Source organism: Acinetobacter sp. KS-LM10 (genome assembly GCF_036896575.1).
In the GTDB taxonomy this organism is placed as follows: Bacteria; Pseudomonadota; Gammaproteobacteria; order Pseudomonadales; family Moraxellaceae; genus Acinetobacter; species Acinetobacter avistercoris.
Genome location: NZ_CP145906.1, coordinates 1,530,843 through 1,552,723, shown reverse-complemented (window position 1 = coordinate 1,552,723; position 21,881 = coordinate 1,530,843). Strand labels below are relative to the sequence as shown.

At 38.0% G+C, this 21,881-nt stretch carries 18 protein-coding genes; 8 read left to right on the top strand and 10 right to left on the bottom strand.

Translation table 11 applies throughout. The annotated features are described in order from the left end of the window. Positions 1–31 precede the first annotated feature (31 nt). Complete coding sequence (locus V5M36_RS07095) at positions 32–1,198, bottom strand: transcriptional regulator (RefSeq protein WP_338563527.1); 1,167 nt, start codon at positions 1,196–1,198, stop codon at positions 32–34. 211 nt (positions 1,199–1,409) lie between these two features. Between V5M36_RS07095 and exaC the strand changes: the two genes are divergently transcribed. The 4 genes from exaC to eutC all read left to right on the top strand — a co-directional run bounded on the left by exaC (position 1,410) and on the right by eutC (position 7,207). After that, the gene (exaC, locus tag V5M36_RS07090) at positions 1,410–2,921 is read left to right on the top strand and encodes an acetaldehyde dehydrogenase ExaC (RefSeq protein WP_338563525.1); all 1,512 of its coding nucleotides are present in this window, start codon (positions 1,410–1,412) and stop codon (positions 2,919–2,921) included. A gap of 594 nt (positions 2,922–3,515) precedes the next feature. Continuing rightward, positions 3,516–4,949 carry an ethanolamine permease gene (gene eat, locus V5M36_RS07085; protein WP_338563522.1) on the top strand — a complete coding sequence of 478 codons (1,434 nt, stop codon included), beginning with the start codon at positions 3,516–3,518 and terminating at the stop codon, positions 4,947–4,949. 44 nt (positions 4,950–4,993) lie between these two features. Further along, complete coding sequence (locus tag V5M36_RS07080) at positions 4,994–6,376, top strand: ethanolamine ammonia-lyase subunit EutB (RefSeq protein WP_338563519.1); 1,383 nt, start codon at positions 4,994–4,996, stop codon at positions 6,374–6,376. A gap of 9 nt (positions 6,377–6,385) precedes the next feature. Beyond that, positions 6,386–7,207, top strand: a complete 822-nt coding sequence (gene eutC, locus V5M36_RS07075; RefSeq protein WP_338563517.1) for an ethanolamine ammonia-lyase subunit EutC — start codon at positions 6,386–6,388, stop codon at positions 7,205–7,207. 334 nt (positions 7,208–7,541) lie between these two features. Here eutC and V5M36_RS07070 read toward each other — a convergent pair whose 3' ends face one another. The 4 genes from V5M36_RS07070 to V5M36_RS07055 form a co-directional block, all read right to left on the bottom strand. Continuing rightward, positions 7,542–8,591, bottom strand: a complete 1,050-nt coding sequence (locus V5M36_RS07070; RefSeq protein WP_338563515.1) for an NAD(P)-dependent alcohol dehydrogenase — start codon at positions 8,589–8,591, stop codon at positions 7,542–7,544. A 277-nt stretch (positions 8,592–8,868) separates the two neighbouring features. Beyond that, positions 8,869–9,468: a 2-hydroxychromene-2-carboxylate isomerase gene (locus tag V5M36_RS07065; RefSeq protein WP_338563513.1), complete on the bottom strand. Its 600-nt coding sequence runs from the start codon at positions 9,466–9,468 to the stop codon at positions 8,869–8,871. 195 nt (positions 9,469–9,663) lie between these two features. Beyond that, positions 9,664–10,416: an SDR family oxidoreductase gene (locus V5M36_RS07060; protein ID WP_338563511.1), complete on the bottom strand. Its 753-nt coding sequence runs from the start codon at positions 10,414–10,416 to the stop codon at positions 9,664–9,666. Positions 10,417–11,168: 752 nt separating this feature from the next. Next, on the bottom strand, positions 11,169–13,133 hold the full coding sequence (locus V5M36_RS07055; protein ID WP_338563506.1) for a gamma-glutamyltransferase family protein: 1,965 nt from the start codon (positions 13,131–13,133) through the stop codon (positions 11,169–11,171). 237 nt (positions 13,134–13,370) lie between these two features. Between V5M36_RS07055 and V5M36_RS07050 the strand changes: the two genes are divergently transcribed. Further along, on the top strand, positions 13,371–14,081 hold the full coding sequence (locus V5M36_RS07050) for a glutamine amidotransferase (protein WP_338563504.1): 711 nt from the start codon (positions 13,371–13,373) through the stop codon (positions 14,079–14,081). Positions 14,082–14,145: 64 nt separating this feature from the next. Further along, on the top strand, positions 14,146–14,772 hold the full coding sequence (locus V5M36_RS07045; protein WP_338563502.1) for a LysE family transporter: 627 nt from the start codon (positions 14,146–14,148) through the stop codon (positions 14,770–14,772). A gap of 209 nt (positions 14,773–14,981) precedes the next feature. Here the strand turns inward: V5M36_RS07045 and V5M36_RS07040 are convergent, their stop codons facing one another. Both V5M36_RS07040 and V5M36_RS07035 read right to left on the bottom strand, forming a co-directional pair. Continuing rightward, positions 14,982–15,575, bottom strand: a complete 594-nt coding sequence (locus V5M36_RS07040; RefSeq protein ID WP_338563500.1) for a YceI family protein — start codon at positions 15,573–15,575, stop codon at positions 14,982–14,984. Positions 15,576–15,691: 116 nt separating this feature from the next. Continuing rightward, on the bottom strand, positions 15,692–16,144 hold the full coding sequence (locus tag V5M36_RS07035; RefSeq protein ID WP_445206327.1) for a GNAT family N-acetyltransferase: 453 nt from the start codon (positions 16,142–16,144) through the stop codon (positions 15,692–15,694). 331 nt (positions 16,145–16,475) lie between these two features. Between V5M36_RS07035 and V5M36_RS07030 the strand changes: the two genes are divergently transcribed. Then, positions 16,476–17,051 carry a hypothetical protein gene (locus V5M36_RS07030; protein WP_338563496.1) on the top strand — a complete coding sequence of 192 codons (576 nt, stop codon included), beginning with the start codon at positions 16,476–16,478 and terminating at the stop codon, positions 17,049–17,051. Between the two features lie 42 nt (positions 17,052–17,093). On the opposite strand, the gene V5M36_RS07025 is transcribed toward V5M36_RS07030, so the two are convergent. Then, entirely contained in the window at positions 17,094–17,309 is a 216-nt protein-coding gene (locus tag V5M36_RS07025) for a hypothetical protein (RefSeq protein WP_067659448.1), read from the bottom strand. Positions 17,310–17,476: 167 nt separating this feature from the next. After that, on the bottom strand, positions 17,477–19,465 hold the full coding sequence (gene tkt, locus V5M36_RS07020) for a transketolase (protein WP_338563491.1): 1,989 nt from the start codon (positions 19,463–19,465) through the stop codon (positions 17,477–17,479). A gap of 481 nt (positions 19,466–19,946) precedes the next feature. On the opposite strand from tkt, the gene metK reads away from it, so the two are divergent. Beyond that, positions 19,947–21,113, top strand: a complete 1,167-nt coding sequence (gene metK, locus V5M36_RS07015) for a methionine adenosyltransferase (protein WP_338563489.1) — start codon at positions 19,947–19,949, stop codon at positions 21,111–21,113. A gap of 131 nt (positions 21,114–21,244) precedes the next feature. Here metK and V5M36_RS07010 read toward each other — a convergent pair whose 3' ends face one another. Beyond that, a complete protein-coding gene (locus tag V5M36_RS07010; protein WP_338563486.1) occupies positions 21,245–21,490 on the bottom strand; it encodes a hypothetical protein in 246 nt (81 codons plus the stop codon). Positions 21,491–21,881: the final 391 nt, after the last annotated feature.

The following is a 21,881-nucleotide window of genomic DNA, read 5'->3' as shown; positions in this document are numbered from 1 at the left end:
TTTACTCTCTGTATAAATATTTAATCTGCGGTTAGTTTTTATATTTCATTAATATTTGATGGGCTGGATGGCCTGAAGGCGTCAGCTCTATTAATCTTTCTACGGCATCAATCGCGTCTGGATATCGCGCAATATGTTTAAGCAACACATCAGTTTCATTGGCTTTAAAAATAGCAGCACTTAAACGAGATTCCATACAGTCCCGCCAAGAACATAAAAATGGACTTTCTGTCTTTGCCAGCATAACACCACTACAAATTTTCAATGCGGTTTCGATATACGCTGAATCTAAGGCTTGTTCTGCCTGTAAAAAATCAGCTTCGACATGCGCCAGTATTCGATACGGTCTTGAACCTAACATACCGCCTAATATATCTCTGAGTTGAGACATTTCAGCTTTTAAAGTTCCCATACTGACTTTTCGCTCACCATATAAAGCTTGATGTAAAGTATCTAAGGTTAAACCTTGCGGACACAGAGTCAAAATCGTCAAGATTTCAATCTGTCTTGGCGTTAATATCAGGACTTTATTATTGAATAAAACTTGTGGCACTCCAAAAGCACGGATATACAATTGCTGTGTTTGGTACTCCAACAAAGCGTTTTGAATAATAGCGGCACAGCGTTCTGCTGCCAATAAGCCCAAACTATTATGATTTTTCCAAACAGTCGATAAATCAATTACGCCCAATACATGCTTTGAATAAGGATCAATAATCGGTGCTGCATAGCACACCCAATCATGGATTGAACTCATATAATGTTCATTGGAAAAAACACAGCTCGATTGTTGTGTTTTCAAAGTCAGCGCCAACGCATTTGTTCCTACAAACTCTTCACGCCATTGCCCTCCCTCAATAAAATGTACATTTTCGGCTGCACTACGCATTTGACGACTTGAAGCACTCCAAACGATGGTACTTGAGATATCTCCAACGGCAACCACCATCGATGATTGTTGAGCGATATGCTTTAACTGATCCGCACAATTATTTAAGGCATGTTTTAAAGCTGTCTCATGAACAGTTGAATGATCAATGATTGGAGCAGCCAAACGATCCTTGGGAATTTCCGCTAAAGTTGAGCGCTTCCATGAGTTTAAAATACTCATTCCGATTTGTTTTGCTTGCACAGTCGAATTCGTAATTTTATCTCTCAGAAGATCGATTTGTTTTCTTTGCTCTATTAATTTTTGCATTCTTATCTTCCTTATTGTTTCGACTATTCCTTGACATACATCCGCTGTATTCAAATCGGTTGTAAATATTTGTCTACCGCTTGTAAACCTTCATCATTCCAACCTTTATCCAACCTTATAGTGGTTATGCTAATCAAATATTGTACAGATGTACCTTATACTAAAGCTGTAGATGCTTTTTATAAATCCAATAAGCAAAGGAAGAATTGACATGCGCTACGTAGATCCAAATCAAACAGGTTCAAAAGTTCAATTTAAAGCTCAATATGAAAATTTTATTGGTGGAAAATGGGTTGCACCAGTCAAGGGTGAATATTTTGATAATATTTCTCCCGTAGATGGAAAAGTGTTTAGCAAGGTTCCTCGTTCATCTGCTGAGGATATCGAACTTGCTCTAGATGCTGCACATCAGGCAAAAGCGCAATGGGGTAGCACCTCCACAACTGCGCGTTCAAATATACTGTTAAAAATCGCTGATCGTTTAGAAGAGAATTTAGAGCTACTTGCTGTGGCTGAAACATGGGATAACGGTAAACCTATTCGTGAAACTTTGGCGGCAGACATTCCGTTGACCATTGATCATTTTCGTTATTTTGCAAGTTGTATCCGCGCTCAAGAAGGCGGGATCTCAGAAATTGATGAAGATACCATCGCCTATCATTTTCACGAACCCTTAGGTGTTGTGGGTCAAATTATTCCATGGAACTTCCCTATCCTCATGGCTGCTTGGAAATTGGCTCCAGCCTTGGCTGCAGGAAACTGTATTGTATTAAAACCTGCTGAGCAAACGCCTGTCAGCATTCTGGTTCTAGCCGAACTTATTCAAGATATTTTGCCTGCGGGCGTATTGAATATTGTGAATGGTTATGGTGTTGAAGTGGGTCGTCCATTAGCGACTAACCCACGTATTGCAAAAATCGCATTTACAGGCTCAACGGCGGTTGGGCAAATGATTATGCAGTACGCAACCGAAAATATTATTCCTGTAACTTTGGAGCTTGGTGGTAAATCTCCAAATGTTTTCTTTGAAGACATTATGGACAAAGATGATGAATACCTTGATAAAGCACTCGAAGGCTTTGCGATGTTTGCATTAAACCAAGGTGAAATTTGTACCTGCCCTTCACGTGCTTTAGTTCAGGAGAGTATCGCTGACCGTTTTCTAGAAATGGCTGTTGAACGTGTTAAGCGCATCAAAACAGGTCATCCGCTTGATACAGAGACTATGATTGGTGCTCAAGCTTCACAAGAGCAACAAGATAAAATCTTAGGTTGTATTGCCACAGGTCGTGCTGAAGGTGCGAAAATTCTCACTGGTGGTGAAGAACGACATGAAGTCGGTACAGGTTTCTATATTGAACCAACGATCTTCAAAGGTACCAATGACATGAAAACCTTCCAAGAAGAAATTTTTGGACCAGTACTGGCTGTTGCCACATTTAAAGATTTTGATGATGCCATTAAGATCGCCAATGATACGATTTATGGGCTAGGTGCTGGAGTTTGGTCGCGTTCTGCACATACCTCTTATCGCGCTGGTCGTGCCATTCAAGCTGGACGCGTATGGACCAACTGTTATCATATTTACCCTGCGCATGCAGCGTTTGGTGGATATAAGAAATCAGGGATTGGCCGTGAAAACCATAAGATGATGCTTGATCATTATCAACAAACTAAGAACTTGTTGGTGAGCTACTCAACCAAAGCGATGGGCTTTTTCTAAGCTCAAATGCTTGATAGAGCGAATTAATCCTTGAGTCGGCTAAGGTGCAATAATTTTCATGCACCTTAGTTTGTCTCAATAATGTTTGTCTCAATCAATTTATATAATCTGTTTTATATCATTAGGTTTATAAAATCAGTTTTATAAAATTTTTAACGAAGCACTTTAAATCTGAGTCAATCTTATCTGACTCACTCAATTACATGTGATACAGCTTTTAGTGCTTGAATCATTAAATTTTTTATTGTTTAGAGATCACCATATTTTTCAAAGACCATAAATTTTTCAAAAATCACATCAAGATTCAATGTTCAAAATGAGTAGCGTTTAGTCAGACATTGTCTAATCAAAAAATATTTAGACGGAATTTTTAAGTTTAGTTTTTTTATTGATTGAATTTAACCAACAGATTAAACGAAAAAATAATTTTTTATTTCAAATAATTAATCCTAAAAATCAAATTGATTTCGTTAAAAGAAATAAAGTCTAGGATCTCGATGATTCTAGAATCAGCATCAGTCTTGATCCTCAAACTGGTACTGAAATTGCTTATCAGCATGGAGCACAGACAACTAGAATATTAAGGAGCGCCAAATGTCAGACTCTAATCATGATCATTCAGCAGATGCAGCTTCATCCACTCAACAGGAATATTTTGCAAAGCGACAACTTAAACAAGGCGCTGTAGGTTGGCTACTTCTCGTTGGCTTGGGCGTTGCTTACGTTATTTCAGGTGATTTTGCAGGATGGAATTTTGGCTTAGCCCAAGGTGGCTGGGGCGGTATGTTTATCGCAACCCTTGTCGTGGCCATTATGTATCTTTGCATGTGTTTATCGATGTCCGAAATGGCGACGATGCTCCCTACCGCAGGTGGGGGTTATAGTTTTGCTCGTACCGCATTTGGCCCTTTAGGCGGTTACCTTACAGGCACCGCGACCTTAATTGAATACGCGATCGCACCTGCTGCTATTGCCTGCTTTATTGGTGCGTATTGTGAAAGTTTATTTGGCGTTGGTGGATGGATCATTTATCTGATTTGCTATTTAGTCTTTATGGGAATTCATTTAAAAGGTGCAGGAGAAGCACTTAAAATTATTTTTGTAATCACTGCGATTGCAGCTGTCGCCCTGTTTGTCTTTATTATTGCAATGGCGCCGCATTTTAATAGTGCCAATCTATTTGATATCGCCGTCACAGAAAATACAGGCGCAAGCTCATTTTTACCTTTTGGCTATATTGGTATTTGGGCAGCCGTACCTTATGCGATCTGGTTCTTTTTAGCCGTTGAAGGTGTGCCCCTTGCTGCTGAGGAAGCCAAAGATCCTACAAAATCTGTACCCAGAGGATTAATTGGATCAATGCTCATTCTGGCTGCTTTCGCACTGCTTATTTTATTTTTAGGTGCAGGCGCTGCAGGTGCAAATCTACTGAAAGACTCAGGTGCGCCTTTGGTAGATGCATTAATTGCTGTCTATGGACAAAATACGTGGCTCGCCAGTTTTGTAAACTTTGTTGGACTTGCAGGATTAATCGCGAGTTTTTTCTCGATTATTTATGCCTATTCTAGACAAATATTTGCCCTATCCCGTGCAGGATATTTACCCACTGCATTATCACTGACCAATAAAAACAAAGCCCCTTATCTCGCCATTATTATTCCTGGAATTTTGGGTTTCCTCTTATCACTTACTGGTGAAGGTGATTTATTAATTCTGATGGCCGTCTTTGGTGCCACTATTTCTTATGTATTGATGATGCTATCTCACATTAAATTACGTTTGAGCCGTCCAGAATTACACCGCCCCTATAAAACACCAGGTGGCATTATCACCTCAAGTATCGCATTGGTTCTTGCATTAATTGCTGTAGTGGCTGGCTTTGTGGTTGATCCAAAAGTTTGGTTTATGGCCGCAGGCATCTATGTGGTGTTTATTGCCTACTTTGTTTTTTATAGCCGTCATAAATTAATACAAGGCACGCCTGAAGAAGAGTTTGAAGCGATTCGACAAGCTGAAAAAGAGCTTTAACACGATTTAAAGCGAGAACATTATTTAAAGAGAAGGATGCTGAAATGTCATACAAAACATTAATTGCACAGCAGAATTATGTATTTTCAGATTTAAAAACGCTGATGGCAAAGGCTACTCCGCTAAGATCTGGAGATGAACTTGCAGGAATAGCCGCAGAAAATGCAACTGAGCGCGTTGCTGCTCAAATGGCATTGGCAGACGTACCTTTAAAGAACTTTTTAAATGAGACGCTCATTGATTATGATCAAGATGAAGTTACGCGATTAATCATCGATGAGCACCAAGAAAATTTATTTGCGCCTATTTCTCACTTTACCGTCGGTGATTTTCGTAATTGGCTTTTAAGTGAAGATGCCAATACTGAAAAATTACAAAAACTGGCGATGGGATTAACGCCTGAAATGGTGGCTGCCGTAAGTAAAATCATGCGAAATCAAGATTTGATTTTGGTCGCCAGTAAATGTGAAGTGGTGACAAAATTTCGAAATACGATTGGTTTAAAAGGCCATCTCTCCACTCGCTTACAACCCAACCATCCCACTGATGACTTACTTGGAATTTCAGCCAGTATCTTAGATGGTCTCATGTATGGCAATGGCGATGCCGTCATCGGAATCAATCCAGCCACAGACAATTTGCAAAACTTGTCTGAACTGTTGAAACTCATGGATCACGTTATTCAAAGCCATGATATTCCAACGCAGTCTTGTGTTTTAACCCATATCAGTTCTGGTATTCAATTGGCTGAAAAAAATATTCCAATTGATTTGATGTTCCAGTCCATTGCAGGCACACAACGTGCCAATGAAGGTTTTGGAATATCTCTAGCGCTGCTCCAAGAAGGGTATGAGGCCACGCTCGCACTTAAGCGTGGCACAGTGGGTCAAAATGTGATGTATTTTGAAACGGGTCAAGGCAGTGCACTCTCCAGCAATGCGCATCATGGCGTAGATCAGCAAACCGTTGAAGCACGTGCCTATGCTGTGGCGCGTAAATATAATCCTTTATTGGTTAACACCGTAGTGGGCTTTATTGGGCCTGAATATTTATATGATGGCAAACAGATTATTCGTGCGGGTTTAGAAGATCATTTTTGTGGAAAGCTTTTAGGTTTACCCATGGGTTGTGATGTTTGCTATACCAATCATGCCGATGCAGATCAAAATGATATGGATGTACTACTCACCTTATTTGGTACCGCAGGTTTAAATTTCATCATGGGTATTCCGGGTTCAGATGACGTGATGCTGAACTATCAAACCACCTCTTTCCATGATGCCTTATATTTACGCCAACTTTTAGGCTTAAAACCTGCACCAGAGTTCGATGCATGGTTGGCTCAACAAGGCATATTTAAGCAGCAAAATAATCATATTGAATGGGCAGATCAGATGCCATCGAATTTTTCTAAACTGTTGGCCTAGGAGCAATAAATGAATCTTATTCCAAATGATACATTTGAAAATACGCCTCATAGCGATCCTTGGGGAAAACTCAAACAATTTACTGATGCTCGTATTGCGATTGGTCGCGCAGGTTGTAGTATTCCAACACGTCCCCTGCTTGATTTTCAATTGGCACATGCTCAAGCGCGTGATGCTGTCTATCAAGAATTAGATGTTGAAAAGCTCGAAAATGAATTAAATCAAGCTCACTTAGAGACTCTCTGTGTGCAAAGCCTCGCGACTGATAAACAGCTTTATTTAAAACGACCAGATTTAGGCCGTTTTTTAGATGATGAATCTAAACACGTTTTATCGGAATATCAAAAAAACCATAAAAACAATGCGAAATATGATGTTTGCATCGTGATTGGTGATGGATTATCTGCATTGGCCCTTGAAGAAAACGCGATTGCATTTATTCACTCTTTAACAGAATTTATTCATGCTGAAGATTGGTCACTGGCGCCTATTGTGATTGCAAAAGGTAGCCGTGTTGCATTGGGTGATGAGGTTGCAGAAATATTTAATGCTAAAATGTTGGTCATGCTCATAGGCGAACGTCCAGGACTCAGTTCTCCAGACAGTATGGGAATTTACTATACTTGGGAGGCTAAATCAGGTTGTTTGGACTCAAAACGCAACTGTATTTCTAATATTCGCCCTCCTGGATTAAGTATTCCTATTGCAACTCAAAGGCTGATGAATTTGATGCGACAATCTAAAATACTGGGATATTCAGGGGTGAAGCTCAAAGATGAACATCAAGTTGAAAATATTCAAACTGATACAACCCAGAAACTATTATTTTAAGCGGTGCTTTTAAACTGAAAGCAAAGCATTAGATCTCTTTCATAAGTCAAAAAATGATCATTGAGTGGGCATAAATAGATAGGTAAAAATCCCTTCTCCCTTTGGGAGAAGGTTAGGATAAGGAAATATTTATGATGAGTGTATTGTATGAATAATAACTTTTGAAAAGAAGTCTATTATATTACGCAATTAAAAACCCAATATTAAATGATCAATATTGGGTTTTTAAAGATTATGTATTTAAACACTGAGTTTTAAACATTGAATTTTAAAGCTTGAATTTTAAACCTTGGTTTTTAAATATTAGATATTTTACACATCAAGCTTTAAAGCGTTATGCTTTTAATGACTGCATATCAATGACAAAACGATATTTCACATCACTTTGTAACATGCGCTCATAGGCTTCATTAATATTTTGCATATCAATCATTTCGACATCAGACACAATATTATGTACACCACAGAAATCCAATAACTCTTGGGTCTCTTGAATTCCACCAATCAATGAACCCGCAATAGATTTACGCCCCATAATCATCGGCACAGAATGAGCGCTGATTTCACCTAAATACCCCACAAGAACAATCGTCCCGCTCAGAGCCAACGTCGGAATATAAGGTTTTAAGTCATGGTCATAAGGCACAGTATCAATAATCAAATCAAATTGGTTTTTAGCCTTTTTCATTTGATTTTCATCTGTAGATAAAACGATTCGATCCGCTCCGAGTGCTCTAGCATCCGCTTCTTTACTCGCTGATCGCGTAAACAGCGTGACTTCTGCACCTAATGCATGGGCTAACTTAATCGCCATATGACCTAATCCACCTAGGCCTACCACAGCAACTTTAGATTTTGGTCCTACTTTCCAATGACGCAATGGCGACCAAGTGGTAATTCCAGCACAAAGCAAAGGTGCTACTGCTTTCGTATCTAAATTTTCAGGAACCTTCAGCACAAAGTCTTCACTGCTAATAATAGTTTGAGAATATCCACCGTATGTCATGGTTTGATCATGACGATCTATACTGCCATAGGTCCCCGTATTGCCTTGTTCACAATATTGCTCAAGACCTTGATGACACGCTGAACATGTACGGCATGAATCCACCATACAACCAATGCCTACAAGCTCACCCACTTGAAACTTAGTTACAGCAGAACCGATACTTTTCACGCGCCCGACAACTTCATGACCCGGTACGATTGGATAACGACTAAAGCCCCAATCATTCCGCGCTTGATGCAAATCTGAATGACACACACCGCAATATTCAATGTCAATGATGACATCATCGGGTCTAGAAACTCTTTGCTCAAATTTGAATGGAACTAATGGGGTCTGAGCATCCATAGCAGCATAAGCCAAAACTTGTTGTGTCATCTTGAATTCCTTATATGAATAACATCTATACGCAAATGCTCTTTTATAAACAGATACTTTTTTCTTGGTGAGAACTTTCTAAAAACTCAATCATTCAAATAGCTTGACTCAAAATTCAAAATTCAAAATATTCGAATATTGACGATCTTGGAATACTCTTTCGAATCAAGAAACGTATTCACTACAATCAATACATCAAATAGCGATGCTTAAAAGGTAGATTCTGAGTCTGCAAAGCTAAGTTCTGAAAAAGTCATTTTTGAGAAACTAAATATATTTATAGCGCATTATTTTTTAAAGCCATGTCCACAAAGTGTAAATGATCAATCCCCCAATATAGTTCATCTCGTACAAAGAAACTTGGCGCACCAAATACACCACGCTCTAGAGCTTCTTCCGTGAAAAATTTCAGCTCATTTTTAACTTTTTCATCGTCTAACCAGATTTTGACTTGTTCAGCCTCTAAGCCTAACTCAACCAGCACAGCAGTTAACTCCGAGACATCGTTTAAATTACGTGGATATCTAAACATCGCATTGAATAAACCCGTCAGCACATCATGAAAATGCTCAGGTGCAAACAATTGTACTGCGGTCACTAAACGCATTATCGAAAGTGTATTGATGGGGAAATTCGGATTCATTCTAAAAGGAATATCCCATAATAAACTCCAACGGCGCATATCAATCATTGAATATTGCGCTTTTTCAGGTACAGAGATCGGACTTAAATTATTTGTTGATTTGAATACTGCACCCAATAACATGGGCTTATAAATAATCTCTGCTTGATTTTCTTTGGCAATTTTCTGTAATTGATAAAAACCTAAATAACTATATGGACTGCCTAAATCAAAATAAAATTCGACGATGTTCATTTTATCCTTCCTGATAATATTCATTTTTCAAAGTTATCTTTCATTCTTAAAGCTCTTTTCACTTTTAAAGCGTTATGCACTTTTTAAAGCTATATTCGCTTTTAAAATTTATGTGCAGTTAGGGAGCCATATTTCGATACATTTAACTTTGAGTTTTCCATTTATTAAATACAATTTTAGTCCTTTGGACTTAGCTTACCATTGTTCCATCCATGGCCTAAGATCCAGCTCGTGTGTCCATGCGTCACGGGGTTGTTGTGAAATATTCCAGTAATTTTCTCCAATATGTTTTGGATTTAAAATACCGTCCTGCTGTTTTTTCTCATACATTTCTGGAAATGTCGTTTGAATAAAGGCTGTGTCAATTGCGCCATCAACCACTACATGAGCAACATGAATATTTCGCGGCCCTAACTCACGCGCCATGCTTTGTGCCAATGCGCGTAAGGCATGTTTTGCCCCTGCAAATGCCGCAAAATATGCTGATCCACGGAGTCCTGCAGTAGCTCCTGTATAAATGATCGTTCCTCTTTCACGAGTCACCATTCGCTTAGCCACTTCTCGACCAGTGAGGAAGGCACTAAAGCAAGCCATTTCCCAAATTTTAAAATATTTGCGTGAGGTTTCTTCTAAAATACTACAGGGCACATTTGCACCAATATTAAAAACCATGACCTCAATCGGCCCAATCTCTGATTCAATCTTTTCAATGAGCTCAATCACTTGATCTTCTTTACGCGCATCGGAACCAAAACCGAACGCCTTACCCCCTTCCTGCTCGATTTCTTTAATCACAGGAATCAACTTATCGGCATTACGTCGTGTCATGCAGGTGATGTAACCACCGCGCGCAAATCTCTTTGCAATTTCACTTCCAGTGGCATCTCCAGCCCCGATGATCAGTGCAACTTTTGCCTGATTATTATCTGTATTCTGTATTTCGCTCATTAAGATCCATATCCTTGATGATCAACATTCTTTCAAAAAAACGTGTTAAATCTATATTTAAAAATTTAATACGGTCATTTTTCAATGAAGAAAGAAGTCTATTTGAATGTTTGGCTTTCACCCTAAAATCCCTTTATCACTCGGTAAGCTTAGTATCATTTGATCCGCTTAGCTCAAACCGATCATGATAATCTACAGCATATCATGTGTGCTGATCATAAATTGTTATGGATGCTCAGTAAGATTTAAAGTTATAAACTCAATGCAATGAGATCATTCATCCTATTTTTGTGCTTCATTCATGAAGCGTTTCTCTAACGAAAATATCAATATTTATCAAGTGATCAGTAATTTTTCTGAATTCATATTGATAGGATTCGATTTAAATAATTGGTTTTCGATAATCTGTTTTAATAGATCTCTTTTATCAGTCAAAAATGTTCATTAAGTAGCCATAAATGATAGGTAAAAATCCATTCTCCTATTGGTAGAAGGTTAGGATGTGGGAATACTCATGATGAGTGTGTCGTGTGAATAATGACTTTAGAAAGAAGTCTAACACTTCGATTTTAATTCTTTGTTTTAAGTGCTTTTTTTGAGTATTTTATTTTAAGTACTTTATTTTTAAGTCCTAGGCTTTCAATGCTTATATTTCAGTACTGGTTTTATACAATTAGATTTGATGAAATCGATTTACAGCACTGAGTATGAATTTTATCAGCCATCCCGAAGAATGGCTGACTCGGTTTAGTTTATAAAGCACCGTTACCCAAGACCAGTCCTTCACGACGAGGGTCGACGCCACCTGCATATTTTTTCTGCTGATTGATTGCGACCTTCATAATTGTTGAAATCCCACTTGATTGAGCCGCTTGATTCACTACATGCCCCTTAGACTGTAACTCAGTTACCAAAGCTAAAAGATCTAATGTTGGATTCGAACTGTCAATATTCGTGCTTAGGCTATTCGTTGCACCAAAATTCACCAGCGATGTAGCCTGCTGTACATCCATATTCCAATCCAATATTCCAACCAGTGATTTCACAACAAACTGGATAATCGTTCCACCACCAGGTGAACCCGTTGCAATATAGAAGTCACCCAGTTTTGTACCTTTAAACACTAAAGTCGGTGCCATCGTACTTCTAGGACGTTTATTAGCTTCTATACGATTCGCGACCAAATTACCTTTAGCATCCGTTGGGTTTATTGAAAAATCAGTCAACTGGTTAGACAGTAAAAAGCCATCTACCATGTGGAATGAACCCATACTTGACTCTACCGTCGAGGTGACTGAAGCAACATTTCCATAGCTGTCTACGATCGTGAATTGAGTCGTCCCATATTCAGTCGTGGTGTCTTTTCCAGTAACCAGATTAAAATCACCTGCTGGCGCTATACCCATCGATTTATCAGGATTAATCAGAGATGCACGTTGTTTCAGATAGTTTTTATCGAGCAAACTGTTGATACCCTGAGCAGGTAAAGGCACAAAATCAGTATCAGCTACATATTGATCTCGATCTGCGTAAGCCAAACGCTCTGCCTCTGCAACCAAATGAACACCCATCGCATGTGGAACGCCACCTTCATTTTCAACGTTTTTAGGTGGATATTGCGATAAATCAAAATTTTCTAAAATTCCCAATGTTTGAGCAACGGCTATTCCTCCAGAAGATGGCGGTGGCATACTACAAATCAAATAAGCATTTCGATAGGTTTTACAGATCGCTTCGCGCTTCTTGGCTTGATAACTTATTAAATCATTTGTCGTCATTAAGCTTGGCGTAATAGGCGTTTTATTTTCGTCATCTCCAATCGTTTGACCAGCCTTCGCGACAATATTCTGCGCTATTTGTCCTGTATACATTGCATTAGCCCCTTCATTTGCGAGCTTTTTTAAGGTATCACCATATGCTGTATTTTTGAGAATCTCTCCTACAGCATAGGGTGTACCATCCGCTTTAAAATAAGTTTGAACTGCATTTTTATCTAAAGATAAGTTCTTCGAATTGAGTTGAATCGCGTCTGCTAAACGCCCTGAAACAGCAAAACCATTACTCGACAATGTAATAGCACCATTAAACAACTGATTCCATGCTAACTTCCCATGTTCCGAATGTGCCATTTCAAACATTCGCATGACACCTGGGACGCCAATCGATCGACCGCTACGGCGTGTAGTCGGTACAGGCGCTAAAGAATTGGCATCTGCTTGATCTTGTCTCACTAAGTAGTAGGACGTTGCAGCTGCTGGAGCCGTCTCACGTCCATCATAGGCAGTGACTTTATTTGCTTTTGCATCGTAGTACAACATAAAGGCACTACCCGCAATGGTACTAGATTGTGGTTCTACTAATCCCAATACCGCTTGTACAGCAATTGCTGCATCTATTGCTGTACCACCAGATTTCAAGATTTCACAACCCGCTTTGGTAGCTAATGGCGTGTTGGCAACCACCATGTATTGATTTGAATATTTAGTTTTAAGTCCTAAGCGATATCCTGATGCTGGCTCTGGAAATGCTGGATCTCCCATTTGATTCGATCCTACAACAACATTTTTCCCATCTGCTGCCAATGTTGAGCAACTCATTGGATCTTGATCGACAATCACTGAAGATTGTGCCTGATCTGATTGATCATGATTATTACAAGCTGAAAGGGTGAAAATTGATAATATATAGGTTGCGGTGACGATCATTTTCTTTTGCATATATTGAGCTCCGTTCTATAAATATTAAATTTCTTATTAAAATCAAATTGTTTTGCGAATTATAAAACTTACTTACAACACAAAATTACGTCCTTAATGCGACTTAAAACGTAAATAACCTCTCCATCTTAAAGATGTTTAACAATCAACACCAATCAAGAATAGAAATATCAAAATAATTAAGATAATCTAAATTAAATAACGCTCCTCCTTCACTTTCATAAATCAGATCCCACTATGTTAGATTCTTTCCCCAAAACCATTTATGCAATTCAACATCTCGCCTTTGAAGATTTGGGCTCACTAGAAGATATTTTTTATCAGTTGGGTTTTCGAGTCCGTTATTTTGAAGCTGGTATTGATGATTTAAGTAAAGCATTTGAATACACGGGTTTGACCATCATTTTAGGTGGTCCTATCGGTGTTTATGAAGTAAATGATTATCCCTTTTTACAACAAGAAATCGACCTGCTAAAAATCCGTTTAGAAAAAGAACTGCCAACGCTGGGTATTTGCTTAGGTGCTCAACTCATCGCACATGCACTGGGTGCAAAAGTATACCCAGGTCATGCTAAAGAAATCGGTTGGAGTCCTTTAGAAATTCGTTATGCAACCAACAATCTTCTCGCTCCCCTAGCCAACGTTCCTGTGCTGCATTGGCATGGTGATACCTTTAATTTACCTGAACAAGCCATCTTATTAGCCAGCTCAAGTATTTATAGCAATCAAGCTTTCCAAGTCGGCACCAATATTTTAGCTTTACAGTTCCATATTGAAGTAAGCAATGAAAGCCTAGAAAAATGGTTAATTGGTCATACATGCGAACTTCGTAAAGCTCAAGTTGATATTGCTCAATTACGTCAAGACAATCACAGCTATGCCCCTGCTTTAGAACAAGTAGCAGCTGAGATCATGCATAATTTTATGCATCAAATCATTTTAAAATAGACTATACATCTGACTATGATTCAGATTGAATATGCATACTTTCTCTTTGTTGAATTGAACTCATATGAGCCCTTTGCTGAGTATCGCCCTCATCCACTTTTTTGCTTTAATTAGTCCGGGGCCAGATTTCTTCTTTGTCACTCAAAGTGCGATTCGACAGTCTAGATCTCATGCTTTGTGCGCAGCACTTGGTATTTCTTTCAGTATTTTGGTTTGGGCCATTTGTGCGATCAGTGGTTTGCATTATTTATTTCAAAAAATGGCATGGTTACAACAGCTTTTAATGATTTTAGGTGGATTGTATTTGATCTATTTGGGTTACCAAATGGTTCAATCCATTAAAAAACAGAAACAAAGTGCAGCACCGAGCACAGCACAACCTTATACGCCTAAATCTAAAATTACCCTATTACTCCAAGGTTTCCTTACCAATTTGGCAAATCCAAAAGCGTTGCTGTATTTCAGTAGTGTGTTTGCTTTAGGCATTAATTCTGATGCTTCATTAAGTTCGCAAAGTTCATTACTGATTTTAATATGGATTGAAAGTTTGATCTGGTTTGCTGTCGTGGCTTATATTTTTTCGATTGGTCGGATTACTCTGTATTATCAAAAATTCAGCAAATGGATCGATGGCATTACCGGTGGAATCTTTATTAGTTTTGGCTGTTTCTTAATTTTAAATCGAGACTAACTGAGTCCGAACTCTGCAAATACCTTTTAAAGAACATTAAAATACCATTCAAATTAAGCTCAAATACGATTTAGAAGTCATTTATTTGATGCTATTCGAATATCTTTTAGATCAATAAGGTTAAGCTCCTAAAGTCCGAATTTAAGAATACAAGATACATAAAAAAGCCCTTGTACAAACGCACAAGGGCTTTTTAATTTTAACGCTTATTATTTAGCAGCTGGCGCTGTAGCTACAGATGCTTCAGTCGTAATATTCACTGTAATCTTGTCACCTACGTTTGGTACATAACCACCCACGTTAAAAGTTGAGCGATCGAAAGAAGTAGTTGCATTGAAACCAATCGTTTCTGCTTTAGACATTGGATGTACAGCTTGTTTATTCAATACAGCATCCAATACAACAGGTTTAGTCACATCTTTAATAGTCAAATCACCTGTGATTTTATATTTGTTCTTGCTTAAAGCTTGAACTTTAGTACTTTTAAATGTGATATTTGGAAATTTTTCAGCATCAAAGAAATCTGACTTTAACAAGTGCTCGTCCAATGCTTTTACATTGGTATTCAAGCTCGTTAATGGAATAGTCACATTTACAGAGGAATTTGCAGGTTTAGCATTATCAACATTGATTGTGCCTTGGATGTCACTGAAGTTAGCAGATGGCGTTGAAAAACCAAAGTGATTCCAAGTGAAAACTGTAGCTGTATGCGTTGGATCAATTTGATAAGCGACAGGCTTAGCAACACTGAAAGTTGCTACAGATGCTAAAGTTAAACCTAATGTTAATGTTTTTAAATTCATGATTATTTTCTCACTAAGGAATAACAACGAGTGTATACGAATTTTAATTTTGATCAGGTCTATGGTTAAGACATTATGTTCCATCTATAGAACACTAAAACATATCTATTCTTAATTTAAAGTTTATATTGGATAAATCCAGTTTTTTTTGCGAGTTTATCGTATAAGGTTTGTGCATTAATATTGTCTTGGTGTGTGAGCCAATACACACGATCACACTGTCTAAGCTGGGTGTGATTTTGCACATGCTCGATCAGATGACGTGCGATACCCTTGCCACGATGAGCCTCTTGTGTAAATAAATCCTGCAAATAGGCATAGGGTTTTAAGGTCCAACAACTGTCATGCTCAATCACGTGAACAATTCCAACCACTTCACCATTCAATACAGCCACAAAACCATACATATGTTCATATTGCGCTTGCGATAGCTTAGCCCATGTATTTTTTGTGACATCATCAGAGATTTCTGTTTGGTAAAATGCTTGATAGCCTTTCCATAATTTCTGCCAAGAGGTCTCATGCGAAACATGTAATGCTTGAACTGAGATATCGTTATTCATTTTTATTCCTTCCCTGTTATTCTTGTACAATTAAAAAAATAATTAACTATGACTTTTAGATTTATTCTCAAAAATAAGTCAATAATTCTAATTATCTAATTACTAGCGTTCTTGAGTCATTTCATAAAACATACTAACGTTCGGTATTTCCATATTCCCGCCGTCCCTCCAGAAGGATAAGGCATTTTTGTATATCAAGTTATTGCCACATAATGATCTTTTTTGATTTATGAAAAATAGCTAACATCTAGATTAGGGCATATATACAAACTTATATAGAATCAATTAAAATTTTAGCAACATTAAAAATACTTTTTACTATAAATAAGAGAAACACATGAAATTATTACATTATTTTTTATCGATTATTTTTATAACCTCTTCAACAATAGTTATAGCAAAACCAGCTCAATTCTATAAACCCTATAAAAGTAAGATTGATGTTGAAAATATTCAACCCAAAAAGTATGAATTAGGAAATATCAATGTAACTTTATCAAGTAAAAAAGAAGCTATAAATTTCTTAACGCAAGAAGAAATTCATGCAAGATACATTCAAAAACTGACTGAAGAGTTAAAAAATAATAATTTACTAGCCGATGAGCAAACGATTAAACCAATTACTCTAAACTTTGACATTCAACAAAAGCGTATTTTTGCAGGAGAAGATCTCGAGTTTATAAGTCCTAAAATTGTAGGCAAATATGCGCATAGCACATTAATATACCAATCCAATTTAAAATATAATAATCAAGAGCTTGCTGAACTAAACCAGAGTGAAGTACTATCAATCGGTAAGAAAGGTAGTTTGAGTAAAATCATACGCGATTTATCAGGAAAAGGTAAGCCTGAAAATGAATTAGAAGATATAGATGCTTTTGCACACTATATGATTAATCAAATACCCAAATAGATAAAAAATTAAAGCCCTTTTCAGGGCTTTTTTATAACAACTTTAAAGCTTCTTCACCAATACACGATCAACTTGCTTACGACCGGAAGTCGTTTCACGGTTTTGACGGCGCACTTTAATAATCTTGTCTTCTTCCATATCTTTCAACAAAAGAACAACAGCGACCATGCTTTCTAAAGATAGATCTTGGCCAATCCACTTCTCTTCACCCGCATCCATTAAGGTAATTTCATCACTAATCTGGTTATACAGGCTCATATTTCCTCACTTGTGACATATAAACATCACACTAAAATTTATACCGAATAAATGGCGTGAACATTATACGCGTTATTGGAGTATTAAAGCAGAATTTTGCTCGCCATCTGATAGAACAAAAAAAGCGCTCCTTACGAAGCGCTCTTCCAATGACTTAATCTATACGATTAAGCTGTAATTTCTTGTACCGCTGCAACAACTGCTTCAGTTGTAATACCAAAGTGTTGGTACAAATCTTTTGCTGGTGCAGATTCGCCATAAGTAGTCATCCCGATCACACGACCGTCAAGACCCACAAACTTCCACCAGTAATCCACATGTGCAGCTTCAACAGCAACACGCGCACGGATTGCAGCAGGTAGAACGGCTTCGCGATAAGCTGCATCTTGCTTCACAAACTCTTCAGCACATGGCATAGACACGACACGCACGCCTTCAAGCTGAGCATATGCTTCCATAGCAAGTGATACTTCAGAACCAGTCGCAATAATGATTGCTTTCAATTCACCTTTTTCTTCAGCCAATACATAACCACCTTTCGCAACATCTGCAATTTGAGCATCTGTACGGGTTTGGAATGGTAAGTTTTGACGAGAGAAGATCAGTGCAGAAGGACCTTCAGAACGTACAAGTGCAGATTTCCAAGAAATCGCTGCTTCTACGGTGTCACATGGACGCCATGTGTTTAAGTTCGGTGTACCACGTAATGACGCAATTTGCTCTACAGGCTGATGTGTAGGACCATCTTCACCTAAACCAATCGAGTCATGTGTATATACATGGATCACACGTTGCTTCATTAACGCAGACATACGCACTGCATTACGCGCATATTCCATAAACATAAGGAATGTAGCGACATAAGGTACGAAACCACCGTGTAGTGCAACACCATTGGCAATCGCAGTCATACCAAACTCACGCACGCCATAATGTACGTAATTACCCGCTGGATTATCTTGTACACCTTGGCAACCTTTCCAAAGTGTTAAGTTTGAACCTGCAAGATCAGCAGAACCACCCAACATTTCAGGAAGTAATGGACCAAACGCTTGAAGCGTATTTTGGCTTGCTTTACGTGTTGCAATCGTTTCAGCTTTTGCATTGGTTTCAGCGATGAACGCATCCGCTTTTGCAACAAAATCAGCAGGTAAATCACCTGACATACGACGCTTGAGTTCTGCTGCTTCTGTTGGATATTTTGCAGCATATGCAGCAAAAGTTTCATTCCAAGCGGCTTCTGACTCAGCCCCTTTGTCTTTGGCATTCCAAGCGGTATAAACATCAGCAGGAATTACAAACGCTTCATCTGTCCAGCCTAAAGCTTGACGAGTTAATACGATTTCGTCATTGCCTAAAGGTGCACCATGGCAATCTTCTTTACCTTGTTTATTTGGTGAACCCAAACCAATCACTGTTTTACAAATGATTAATGTTGGTTTTGCAGTTTCAGCTTTCGCTTCTAAAGTAGCAGCACGTAATGCTTCTGAATCATGACCATCAACTTTAAGGACTTGCCAGCCATATGCCAAGAAACGTTGCTCTGTATCGTCAGAGAACCAACCTTCTACTTCACCGTCAATTGAGATACCGTTATCATCATAGTAAGCAAGTAACTTACCTAGACCCAATGTACCCGCCAATGAACATGCTTCATGCGAAACACCTTCCATTAAGCAGCCATCACCCAAGAAGCAATAAGTAAAGTGATTCACAACTTGAATGTCATCTTTGTTAAATTGTGCAGCTAAAGTTTTCTCAGCAAGCGCAAAACCAACGGCGTTCGCAATACCCTGACCTAAAGGACCAGTGGTCGTTTCAATACCCGGTGCATAACCCAATTCAGGATGACCTGGAGTTTTAGAATGCAATTGACGGAAAGATTTCAAATCATCAATTGAAAGCTCATAACCCGTTAAATGTAACAATGCATAATGAAGCATTGATCCATGACCATTAGACAATACAAAACGGTCACGGTTCGCCCATTGTGGATTTGACGGGTTGTGATTTAAGAATTCACGCCATACGACATCAGCAATATCAGCCATCCCCATTGGTGCGCCTGGATGTCCAGAGTTTGCTTTTTGCACAGCATCCATTGCTAATACACGAATTGCATTAGCAATACGACGTTCATTCAGCGGGGTTGTCATAGATCAGAGTCCGATATATTAAAAGATGAAAAGTTGAATTAAATTCAAAACTGCGCATATTGTCTTAAAAAAATGAGACAGCGTAAAGACTAGAGACTAATATTTAACTCAATCAAGGGTAAAAAGCTCGAATGAGTGAATTATACTACAGCTTGAAGATGAATTTAATGGGTATTTACCCCAAACTTATGCTTTCGATTTATACATGACCATACATGTAAAATTAAATCAGTAGATTAATTAAACTGCCAAAAACCAGCGAAGTACAATACAGTTTCAATTTTTAAAAAATATTATACATTTAATGTGATTAACCCATCTATAAGGCTCATAGAAACCAAATGTCCATTTATTGAGCTCAATATCAGATAAAAATACAACTAAATGAAATAATTTCATGCTTTTTAGTCAGGTTAAGCTAGTTCAAAAGTCTAACTCGATGTAACATATTGCGTCTTTTGAATTAACTGTGATAGGACTTATGCGCGAGTACGCTGTATTTACTTCAGAATCTGTAAGCGAAGGTCATCCAGATAAAATGGCTGACCAAATTAGTGATGCTATTTTAGATGCCATCTTGAAAGAAGACCCGTATGCGCGGGTTGCTTGTGAAACGCTTGTCAAAACAGGTGCTGTTGTTCTTGCAGGTGAAATCACCACAACTGCAAATGTAGACTTTGAAGCTGTTGTTCGCCAAACGGTTAATGATATTGGCTACAATCATTCTGATTTAGGCTTTGATGGTTCAACCTGTGCTGTCATCAACATGATCGGTAAACAGTCACCCGAGATTGCACAAGGTGTAGATCGTCAGAAACCTGAAGATCAAGGTGCTGGTGACCAAGGTCTAATGTTCGGTTATGCGAGTCGCGAAACTGATGTCTTAATGCCTGCGCCTATTTCCTATGCGCACCGCTTGATGGAAAAGCAAGCTGAATTGCGTCGTAATGGGCAGTTGTCTTGGTTGCGTCCTGATGCCAAAAGCCAAGTTACTTTCGCTTATGAAAATGGTAAACCAGTTCGTTTGGATGCTGTCGTACTATCGACTCAACATGATCCTGATATCTCACAAGCTGATCTAAAAGAAGCAGTAATTGAAGAGATTGTTAAAAAAGTCATTCCTGCAGACATGTTCCATACAGATACTAAATTCCATATCAATCCAACAGGTATGTTTGTGATTGGTGGCCCTGTAGGTGACTGTGGTTTAACAGGTCGTAAAATCATTGTTGATACTTACGGTGGTATGGCTCGTCACGGTGGTGGTGCTTTCTCTGGTAAAGATCCTTCGAAAGTTGACCGCTCTGCTGCTTACGCTGGTCGTTATGTTGCAAAAAATATTGTTGCTGCTGGCTTGGCTGAGAAGTGTGAAATTCAAGTTTCTTATGCTATTGGTGTTGCTGAACCAACATCTATTTCAATTAATACTTTTAATACCGCTAAAGTATCAGAAGATTTAATTATTGCTTTGGTTCGTGAGCATTTTGACTTACGTCCATACGGTATTACTCGTATGCTTGACCTAATTCAACCGATGTACAAGCAAACTGCTGCTTATGGACATTTTGGTCGTGAAGGTTCAGATACTGCATTTACATGGGAAAAAACCGATAAAGTCGAAGCGCTTAAGTCTTCGGCAGGTTTCTAAATGCGTGAGATTTAGCTTTCTAAATCCACGCTAATATTCTATAAAAAAAGCTCACAATCGTGAGCTTTTTTTATGTTTTCCCCTCTCAACCAACCTTTGCTGAATCACAGAAAAGGTGTATTCGACTTTATTCAACCTGTATGTTTATTATTTTGATTTAAACTATCTAATAATGATTTTTGCGTAGGAACACTTTGATGATCCTGTAAATAAATTTGTGCGCCTTTGAAAGCCACGGTGACGATCAAACAAGCGGCAAGACAAAACAACCAGAACCCATAAGGTGTTCTAATATTTTGAGAGCCACATTCTGTACATATTTTTTGTCCTGAAGCGACAACCTTGTCACAACAAGCGCAATGATATTGATAGTGCATATTTAAACTCCTCTATGACTATATAAAAATTATTTTTATACTTATTTGCTGAGTGAATTTTACTCAATTTTTAGTGTATTCACTATATATGACATTTTCAACAAAATACGATGACCTAAGTGTCATTATTTTATTATTTAAGACAAATGGTTGATTTAAAACATTCTTTAACTATTCTTAAGAATTTAAAAAATGTAAGAATTTTTAACTTTAACGTTACAATTACCGCTTTTATAGCTCACTTATATACATGAATGAAGTGAGTTCAAATTGAAATTCTGAAGATTTAAAAACCTCAAATCTTTTAAATATAAATAAATTCTCAATTGTACTTTACTTAAACCAAATGAATATTTTGAAGAATACTGTAAAATAAACAAATTCGATGGAG